This window comes from Nocardioides sp. (assembly GCF_050699375.1).
In the GTDB taxonomy this organism is placed as follows: Bacteria; Actinomycetota; Actinomycetes; order Propionibacteriales; family Nocardioidaceae; genus Nocardioides.
This window is the reverse complement of the sequence record NZ_JBOHDN010000036.1, coordinates 1-8,793: the sequence shown is the minus strand read 5'-3', so window position 1 is coordinate 8,793 and position 8,793 is coordinate 1. Positions and strand designations below refer to the sequence as shown.

Here is an 8,793-nt window from a genome sequence, read left to right as displayed (position 1 = left end):
CCGAAACTCCGGCAAATCTCTCTGCCCGAAGCGCTGCGAACATTACCGTATGGCGCCGCGGGCTCCCCAATCGGGCTCGGTGTCTGCGTGGCGATTGCTCGATGGCGTGCCCGGGTTCCAGCGTGGGCGGGGCCAATACTCTGTCCGGGTTGGGAGATCTAGAACCAGGGCGCCTGGCATGGGTGCCATTTGCCTCTCTTGCGGGCTTCCAGCAGCGGCCATGCTTCGCATGGGATATCTGTCCTGGCCGGGTTCCTTCGGTGCCATCTCGGTTGCCTGGGGTTGCATCGCCTGGTAGGACCGGTGCAAGCACAAGCGGAATGACCGACCACCCCACCAGGGGCGACCCCGATACTGGGGTAACGAGGGAACCAGGGCCGCAAACGCGAGCTGCGAGGGTAAGTAATAGCCCGTCCCGTACGGGCCTCCAGGAGCGGCGAACCGAAACAGACCTACACCCGTAGGCCTGCAGAGTTCGTACGCCGGGAGGTGACCGCTTCGATGAACCCACAAGCCGCACAACCACACCCGTTGCTGGCCGGCGTCACTTCCATCGTCGAGACGTTGACCAAGGTCGCGGACGCGAACCCATCATTCCTCGCCACCGACCAGAAGGCGACCGTGCTGCTCGAGATCGCCCACGCCGAAGCACAGCTCGCCGAGTTGAAGCTGCGGGTGATGGCCGACGCCGGCGACCTCGCCGCCGATACCGCCGCGCGTGATATCGCGGCCTGGCTCCACCACCACACCCACAACCGGGCCGACGCACTCCGCGCCGATCTACGGCTCGCCGAGGCTCTGGACCGGAGCTACCACCGGGTGGCCGAGGCGATGCGGGCTGGTGCCTGCAACCTCGCCCAGGCCCATGTCATCGTCAAAGCCCTCAACGACCTCCCCGCCGATCTCGACCCCGAGATCAAAGACCGGGCCGAGGAAGCCCTGGTCGGCTACGCGGGTTCGTTCGATCCGACCCAGCTGCGTCGGATCGGGCGCCGGATCCTCGACGTCATCGCCCCCGAGATCGCCGAACACGAAGAAGCCCAACGCCTCACCGCCGAAGAAACCCACGCCCGCAAGAAGACCCGGCTCACCATGCACCGCCTCGGCGACGGCACCACCCGCATCACCGCCCTCATCCCCGACGCAGTCGCGGACCGGCTCGCCACCAACCTCGAAGCCTTCGCCTCACCCCGACGCGACGACGGCACCCGCACCGACACCGGCGACTACCTCCCCTACCAACGTCGCCTGGGCCGGGCGTTCTGCCAGATGCTCGAGGCCATCGACCCGACACGGCTGCCCATCCATGGCGGGGATGCGACCACGGTCATCGTGACCATCGACATCGACCAACTCCGGCGCGAGACTGGTGTCGGACAGGTCCTCGGCGGGACCCCGATCACCGCGTCCGAGGCCCGCCGCCTGGCCTGCACCGCCAACATCCTGCCCGCAGTCCTCGGCGGCGACTCCGAGATCCTCGACTGGGGCCGCATGCAGCGCCTCTTCACCGCCGCCCAACGCCGAGCCCTCCTCCTCAGATCCGCCACCTGCCAAGCCGAAGGCTGTGACATCCCCGGCACCTGGGCCGAAGCCCACCACTGGCTCGCCTGGGCCCTCGGCGGCACCACCGACCTCGACAACGCCGCCCTCCTCTGCCCCCATCACCACCACCGCGCCCACGACGACACCTACCTCCACGAACGCCTCCCCAACGGCAACATCCGCTTCACCAGACGCACATAAACACCCGATCACCGACCCAGCGCAACCGCCCGCCCAAGCAGACCGAGCCGGCGCATCTGACCCACCAGAAGGCACCGAGTCGGTGCAACTGCGCCCCAGCAAGTCGGGTCGAGTCGGCGCAACTGCCCCAGCAGAGCGAGCCGGGTCGGCGCAACTGCCCCAGCAGAGCGAGCCGAGTCGGCGCCTCTGTCCCACTCACCTGTGTCGAGGGCACGTCTGTCTCAGTCAAGCGCGCCGAGTCGGCGCAACTGCTCCACGTGAGTGCGTCGGGTCGCGTGAATGTCCGAGAAGAGGCCGAGTCGGCGCGTCTGCCCCGCGGAGGTCTGCCGAGCCGGCGCGTCTGTCTCACTCAGACCCGCAGAGTCACATCAGGTTCCTGGCGGATGCGTGATGCTCGACCGAGCGGCGGCGTGATGTGTCCAGCGCGTACGAACGGTCCATCAGGTCGGTCATCGCCTTCTGGAAGTCCCGGCGCTTCTTCTCGCTCCATCCTGCGGCGAGCTGCTCGAAGATCTCTTCCTGCCAGCGGTGAGCCTGGTCCAGCATGGAACGGCCGGCGGGGGTGAGGGTCGCCTCCCGTCGTCGAGCGTCGGTGGAGGCCGCCGCGAGGGTCACATACCCGGCCGCTGCGGCACTCTTGGTCAATCGTGATGCCCCGCTCTGGTCGATCCCGATCTCGTGCGCGATCGCGTTGACCGTGGCGGAGACGCGGCGCTGGTTGAGGGCGTGGACTGCCTCAGTCACCAGCACGAGTCGCCCCTGCTCCGCCCCAGAGTCACCGGATGAGTCACCGGATGAGTCACCGGTCGCCGGGCGGCGGGACCAGTGCCGTACGAAGCCGAACAGGGTCTGGCCTGCGCCTTGACCGGTCATTCCGATGCTGCCATCTCGCGGCAGATGTAGGCCAGGTCGAGGGCCGCGCGGAGGTCCGGCAGGCGCAGGGCCGCTGTCACCTTGCCGCCGGCGACCCGGAAGACCGTCGCCACCCTCGACGTCGCCTCGCTCTCGGGCCAGGTGGCGTCCTCCTCGACGACCATCAGGCGCTCGCTGACCGGGTGCCACGACCGCGGGAGCAGCCTGATCCCCGATCGTTCCACCCACTGCGAGAACTGTTCAGGGGTTATCGGGCCGGCGCCCTTCGGGCCGAGGACGACGATCGGATCGCCGACTGCTCGGGCAGACCTCGCCAGGTCCCCGTCATTGACGCTCGCGTGCCATTCGTTGATGGCCGCTTCGAGGCTCGTTGACATCATCCAACTGTATGTGATTCGCATATAAACTGCCCTTCGCCGTCCACCTGGCGACCGGGAAGTCGAAGATGCCCCGGATCCGGCCGGTGACCAGGCGGTCGAGACCGAGAGGCAGCAGGATGGCCACCGTGGTCAGTAGCGGCACCGCCACCAAGCCAGAGCCCGGCGGCCAGTCGATGTCGCGACCGGTCAGCAGGGCCGCGGTCGCCGTGATCGGGAAGGCGTGGACGACGTAGACGGGCAGGGTGCGGGTGCCGAGATGGCGCACGAGACCGAGCGCCGGCATCCGGGCGATCATCACCCCCAGACCACACCCCGCGGCGACGGCGAGCAGTCCCAGCAACGGCCGCACGAAGATCGTCCTGTCGTCGGCGACGTAGAGGAAGAACCCCAACAACACGGCGTACGTCACGCCGACCGCGATCACGTGCGGCGGCCGTAGCCGTGGGGCTGCCGTCCGCACCGCGGGTGCCGCCCGGGTGGCCAGCACGAAGAAGAACCAGTAGCGGAACGTCTTGTCCCAGGCGACGTCACCGGTGGAGACGAACCCGGCGGCGAAGACCGCAGAGCAGACCAGTGCGGTGCCGATGACCAGCCAGGCAGGCAGCCGCCGGGTCATCCAGCCGACGAGCGTGAACAGACACAGCGTGTAGAGGAACCAGAGGTAGACGTTGGGTTCGACCAGGACCCGGGTGAGGGACGCCAAGCCGTCGGGCGGGCCATGCGGCAGGAGCGCCCGGAAGGTGCCGAGGAGCAGGCACCACAGGACGTACAGGTAGATCAGGTTCAGGCATCGGGTGCGCAGCACGTCCCGCAAAGGGCGGGCGAGCAACCCGTGGGCGAGAAGCCCGGAGAGGAAGAAGAACAGCGGCATCCGAAAGGTGTCGAGGGTGTAGGCCAGCCGCGACCAGGGGCCGGCCAGCCCGACCAGGTCGAGGTTGATCACGGCGTGGAAGAGCACCACGAGGATGATCGCTAGGCCGCGTGCCGAGTCGATCCAGCCCTCACGCACGCTGCGGGCCCCCGGCCAGGTAGCGGCGCCGGGCGCGTTGGTCACGACGCCGGGAGCCGGCCACGGGGCGTCTCGGCCGCCGCGGAGGGGTCGGGTCGGGCGTCGTCGCCGGCGCGTCCTTGCGTTGCAGCAAGAAGACTCCGAGCGCGAGCGCGAGCGGCGGCAGCGAGCTGATGATCGGTCCGAAGAAGAGGTTCCACCCCAGCTGCAGCGCGAGGAAGAGTCCGAGGGCGGAGCCGGTGCGGTGGGCCAGACTGCGGCCGAGATAGCCGGACGCGAGCCAGAGCAGCCACCCCGAGAGCACCAACCCGGCCAACCCGAACCAGACCCACAGGTCACCGATCAGCGAGTGCACCTCGATCCGGGTGCCGAACATGTAGTGCTCGACGTAGCCGTTGTCAGGGTCGTAGCCCAGCACCGACATGCCCTGCTTGGCGGCCTGCATGTCGGTCGGGGTGGCCATGGTGCCCGCGCCGTAGCCGAGCGGTTCCTCCAGCATCAGTGCGACCGTGGCCCCGATCTCCGGCCGTCCACCCAGGATGAGCGATCCGGCAGCCTGGGTCTGCTCCTCGGTGCGCTGCTGAGCAGAGGAGCCGAGATAGCCCTCCAGCGCGGCCCCCTCGAGCGCGCGGTAGAGCCCGAGGCCGAGCGCACCGACAAGCACCAGCGAGAGCAGTGCGGAGGTGGCCTTCTTCGCCATCACCGGACGGTGCTGCCACAGCACGAGCATCGCGGTCATGATCAGGAACGCGCTCATCGACCGGGCACCCGAGAGCGCGGTGACCGCTGTCAGTGCCCCGAGCGCGACCATGTCGGCGCCGAGGCGTTTGCGGCCGCGGTGCTCGAGCAGGAGGCAGGCTCCCAGCAGCAACATCGTCGCGGGCATCGCGAACCCGAACCGCCACGGGTCCTCAGCGAACCGTGATCCCGTGGTCGCGGTGGCGAGCGAGCCCACGGCGTACAGGCACACCACGATCCCCGGCGACAGCACCCGCTGTCCCCACAGCAGCGCGCCCGCGCTCATCGCGGCCGAGATCACCGGAAGCAGCTCGATCAGCACACCGGCCTCGGTCGGGGGGTGGGTCGCGGCGCGCCAGGTCGTGAGCGCCAGCGCGGAGAGGAGACAGGCGAGGAGAAGTACGCCGCCCAGCGCCGCCCCGCGGAACCGGCTCGCCTCGCGGACCCAGATCGGTGCGAGCGCCGCGCCGACCAGGCCACCCACCGTCAGGCCTCGTACGAGATCGAAGTCGGTGCCGGCCAGGAACGCCGCGGCTCCCGCCAGCAGTGCGGTCAGCACCTCCCAGCCGGTGCGCTCGGTGCGGGTGGTGCGCGCGGTGCTCCGGGCGCGTGGGGAGTGCGGGGAACGGACCGCCGTCGCGACGGCCATGCTCAGCTCCCGGCGGCGGGATGGCCCTGCTGCACCCGAGCGCGTCCGGTGCCCGTGAAGAGAGCGCTCAGCCATCCCTGCGCGGGCTGGCCGTAGTAGGTGTGCGCGGCGGTGTCACGGACCTGGTTGGCGACGATGCCGAGGCAGCGGGCGTCGACGGCCTCGAGGCTGTCGATCGCCTCGAGGACCTGCGGGCGGTGGATCGTACGGCAGTTGGCGACCACCAGGGCGCCGTCGGTGAGCCGCGACAGGATCGCGCCGTCGGCCACGGGCAGCAGCGGCGGAGAGTCGAGGATGACGACGTCGTACGCCGCACGCGCCTCTTCCAGGAGATCGGCCATCCGTGGCGAGCCGATCAGCTGGGCCGGGTTGGGCGGGATCTCGCCCATCGCGAGCACGTGCAGGTTGCGCTCACCCCAGACCTGGACGACGTCAGGGAGGTCGGCCTTCCCGATCAGCACCGTCGTCAGGCCGGCCGCACCCTCGAGACCGCAGTAGTCGGCGACCGCCGGGCGACGCATGTCGGCGTCGACGAGCAGCACGCTCTGACCCTGTTCCGCGATCGCCAGCGCCAGGTTGATCGAGGTCGTCGACTTGCCCTCGCCGCCGATCGAGGAGGTCACCACCATCGAACGGACGGTCGAGGAGGCGTCCAGGAACTGCAGGTTGGTCTGCAGCCTTCGATAGGCCTCGGAGGCGACGTTGTGAGGATCGATGGCGGTCACCGCGCCTCGGACACGACCCTGGCCACGGCGTCGCGGGATGGCGCCCAGGAGTCCGACGTCCGTGAGCTGCTCGAGCTCGGCGGCCGTCCTGACCCGGGTGTCCAGGAGGGCGCGGACCACGGCGATCGCGACGCCGAGGCCGAAGCCGCCGGTGAAGCCGACCAGGGCGGCCAGCCGCGTACGCGGGGCGAAGGCCTCGTTCGGTGGATCGGCGCGGGCGACCACGGTCACCTCGACGGCGGACTTCTTGTTGCTGCTGGGGGAGAGGTTGGTGATCGTGGTGGTCAGCTCGTCGGCGACCGCGTTGGACAGCTCGGAGGCGCCTCTGCTGGTCGTGGCGACCGCGTCGATCTCGATGATCACCGTGTCGAGCGGGTTCTCGGCGGTGATCTCCTCGGCCAGCGCCTTGGGCGTCGTGTCCAGGTCCAGGTCGTAGATGACCTGGTCGAGGACGACGGGCATGGTCGCCAGCTTCGCGTACGACTGCACGATGTCCTGGGTGAAGGTGGAGCCCTGGACCAGCTCCTGAGTGGTCGCGCCGCGGGCGATCGAGACGAAGACGGTGCTCTGTGCGCGATACTGCGGTGGGCTCGCGTGCGCCTGCGCGAAGGCCGCGCTGGCGCCGATGATCGCCAGAGCGGCGACGATGTACCAGCGCTTTCGCAGGGCAGCGACGTAATCGCGCAGGTCCACCAGGTCACTCCATCCGATGTCTTCGACGGGCTTGTCTTCGACAGTCTTTGTCTTTGGCGAGTTGTCATCCGTGACTCATCCGCCGGCCGGGTACGTCCACGGGCCCCAATCCCACATCCTCACCCGGTTTTGGTGATGACAACGCCGGGTCTGCGGTCCGTTCCCCCAAATGGGGGATTACTCAGCCGCGAGTTTCAGAGTCGAGCGTCCTCTGCGTAATGTCTGTTCGTCACGTTCGGGGGTTGGCCGCGTCGGCGCAAGATGTCACGCTCGAGATTCGTAAGGCAACTGGTCGAAGGTAGGCAGTGATGGACACCGCGACGATTCTGGTCGTGTGCACCGGGAACATCCGACGATCCCCAGCGGTCGAGGTGATGCTGCGCGAAGGCGTAGGCCCGACCAGTGGTGTCGCCAGGCACGGCATCTCGGTGATCTCTGCCGGCACCGAAGCACTCGTCGGCTATGAGATGGATCCGGTGATCGCGGCCGAGGTGGCCGCCGCCGGCGTCCGGATGAGCCGGCACGAGGCCTACGGTCTGACCGTCGAGGACATCGAGGCCTCCGACCTGATCATCACCGCTGAGCGCTCCCACCGTCGCGAGGTCGCCAGACTGGTGCCGTCGGCCGTGACGCGTACGTTCACGCTCGTCGAGATCGCCGCGCTCGGCGCCCAGATCGGGCGTCAGGCCCTAGGCGGCACCGAGGCGGGCGCGGCCGCTCGGCTGCTCACGCTGGTGGACATGGCGCCGCTCCAGAAGGCGCGGCGGGTGGTTCGGCGACCCGCCGACGACGACCTGATCGACCTGCGGAAGCGGTCCCCGCGCGAGGCCAAGCGGCTCGTCGGCGAGGCCCGCGCCCATGTCGAGACGCTGCTGCGGGTGCTCGAGCCCGAGCCCGGCCTCTCGTTGGTCAACAAGGCCCAGCATGTCGGCCAGGCGCCTCCGGGACCGGCCGCGCCGACCGCGGCCCCCGCTGGCTGACGACAATCGGTTGGATGCCAAGTTAGGGTTACCTTCCATGAGCCGTCCCGCAAAGCCTGAGACCACCCTCGTCGTCACCGCCACCGAGCGTCTCAGTCCCACGATGATCCGGGTGAGCTTCCGTTCCGAGGACCTCAGCGCCTTCTCGGCGAGCGTGTTCACCGACCGCTACGTGAAGCTCGCCTTCGACGAGGCGGACGGTCCGGTGCTGCGCACCTACACCGCTCTCAACCCCTCGGTCGAGGACGGCACGGTGGACATCGACTTCGTGGTCCACGGCACAGAGGGGTACGCAGGCCCCTGGGCCGCCGCTGCCAAGCCCGGTGACACCCTCACCGCGCGTGGCCCCGGTGGTGCCTATTCGCCCGATCCCGCGGCCGACTGGCACCTGATCGCCGGCGACGAGACCGCCCTGCCCGCCATCCGCGCGGCCCTGGCCGGGCTGCCGCCCACCGCCTGCGGCTATGCCGTCATCGACATCCCGGCGCCGGACCACGAGCAGCCCCTTGAGCATCCGGAAGGCATCGAGGTGACCTGGCTGGTCACCGGCGACCACACCCACCACGCCGCCGAGGACGCCGAAGGCCACGAGCAGCCCCTCGTCACCGCCATTCGCGGCCTGAAGTGGCTCGACGGCCGCGTCCACGCCTTCGTGCACGGCGAGGCCGCCGTCACCATGCACGGCATCCGCCCCTACCTCCTCAAGGAGCGCGGCGTCCCGAAGGCCGACCTCTCCATCTCCGGCTACTGGCGCCGCGGCCGCACCGAGGAGACCTTCCGCGAGTGGAAGCGCGACCTCGCCGAAGCCGAGTCCGCCTGACCGACCCGGCGCGTCTGTCCCAGATTCGGGGGTCGAGTCGGCGCGTCTGTCCCAGATTCGGGGGTCGAGTCGGCGCGTCTGTCCCGGTTTTGGGGGTCGAGTCGGCGCGTCTGTCCCGGTTTTGGGGGTCGAGTCGGCGCGTCTGTCCCGGTTTTGGGGGTCGAGTCGGCGCGTCTGTCCCGG

8 protein-coding genes are annotated in these 8,793 nt (G+C 69.3%); 3 read left to right on the top strand and 5 right to left on the bottom strand.

The window, feature by feature from the left end; translation table 11 throughout:
- Positions 1 to 501 precede the first annotated feature (501 nt).
- Positions 502 to 1,743 (top strand): DUF222 domain-containing protein, encoded by a 1,242-nt coding sequence (locus ACRDPS_RS01975; RefSeq protein WP_431499936.1) that lies wholly within the window; start codon positions 502 to 504, stop codon positions 1,741 to 1,743.
- Between the two features lie 363 nt (positions 1,744 to 2,106).
- Here the strand turns inward: ACRDPS_RS01975 and ACRDPS_RS01970 are convergent, their stop codons facing one another.
- The 5 genes from ACRDPS_RS01970 to ACRDPS_RS01950 form a co-directional block, all read right to left on the bottom strand.
- Complete coding sequence (locus tag ACRDPS_RS01970; protein WP_431499935.1) at positions 2,107 to 2,487, bottom strand: MarR family winged helix-turn-helix transcriptional regulator; 381 nt, start codon at positions 2,485 to 2,487, stop codon at positions 2,107 to 2,109.
- 125 nt (positions 2,488 to 2,612) lie between these two features.
- Positions 2,613 to 2,993, bottom strand: a complete 381-nt coding sequence (locus tag ACRDPS_RS01965; RefSeq protein ID WP_431499934.1) for a hypothetical protein — start codon at positions 2,991 to 2,993, stop codon at positions 2,613 to 2,615.
- Positions 2,941 to 4,050 carry an acyltransferase family protein gene (locus ACRDPS_RS01960; protein WP_431499933.1) on the bottom strand — a complete coding sequence of 370 codons (1,110 nt, stop codon included), beginning with the start codon at positions 4,048 to 4,050 and terminating at the stop codon, positions 2,941 to 2,943. Before ACRDPS_RS01960 ends, ACRDPS_RS01965 begins: the two co-directional genes overlap by 53 nt.
- Positions 3,998 to 5,392 (bottom strand): hypothetical protein, encoded by a 1,395-nt coding sequence (locus ACRDPS_RS01955; protein ID WP_431499932.1) that lies wholly within the window; start codon positions 5,390 to 5,392, stop codon positions 3,998 to 4,000. Before ACRDPS_RS01955 ends, ACRDPS_RS01960 begins: the two co-directional genes overlap by 53 nt.
- A gap of 2 nt (positions 5,393 to 5,394) precedes the next feature.
- Entirely contained in the window at positions 5,395 to 6,810 is a 1,416-nt protein-coding gene (locus tag ACRDPS_RS01950) for a polysaccharide biosynthesis tyrosine autokinase (protein ID WP_431499931.1), read from the bottom strand.
- 308 nt (positions 6,811 to 7,118) lie between these two features.
- On the opposite strand from ACRDPS_RS01950, the gene ACRDPS_RS01945 reads away from it, so the two are divergent.
- Complete coding sequence (locus ACRDPS_RS01945; protein ID WP_431499930.1) at positions 7,119 to 7,790, top strand: hypothetical protein; 672 nt, start codon at positions 7,119 to 7,121, stop codon at positions 7,788 to 7,790.
- Positions 7,791 to 7,827: 37 nt separating this feature from the next.
- Positions 7,828 to 8,610 (top strand): siderophore-interacting protein, encoded by a 783-nt coding sequence (locus ACRDPS_RS01940; RefSeq protein WP_431499929.1) that lies wholly within the window; start codon positions 7,828 to 7,830, stop codon positions 8,608 to 8,610.
- Positions 8,611 to 8,793 lie beyond the last annotated feature (183 nt).

Bases quoted from the DNA above. Each gene is read 5' to 3' on its own strand.
- ACRDPS_RS01975 (WP_431499936.1), top strand. From the start codon at position 502: ATGAACCCACAAGCCGCACAACCACACCCGTTGCTGGCCGGCGTCACT.
- ACRDPS_RS01965 (WP_431499934.1), bottom strand. From the start codon at position 2,993: ATGTCAACGAGCCTCGAAGCGGCCATCAACGAATGGCACGCGAGCGTC.
- ACRDPS_RS01955 (WP_431499932.1), bottom strand. From the start codon at position 5,392: ATGGCCGTCGCGACGGCGGTCCGTTCCCCGCACTCCCCACGCGCCCGG.
- ACRDPS_RS01945 (WP_431499930.1), top strand. From the start codon at position 7,119: ATGGACACCGCGACGATTCTGGTCGTGTGCACCGGGAACATCCGACGA.
- ACRDPS_RS01940 (WP_431499929.1), top strand. From the start codon at position 7,828: ATGAGCCGTCCCGCAAAGCCTGAGACCACCCTCGTCGTCACCGCCACC.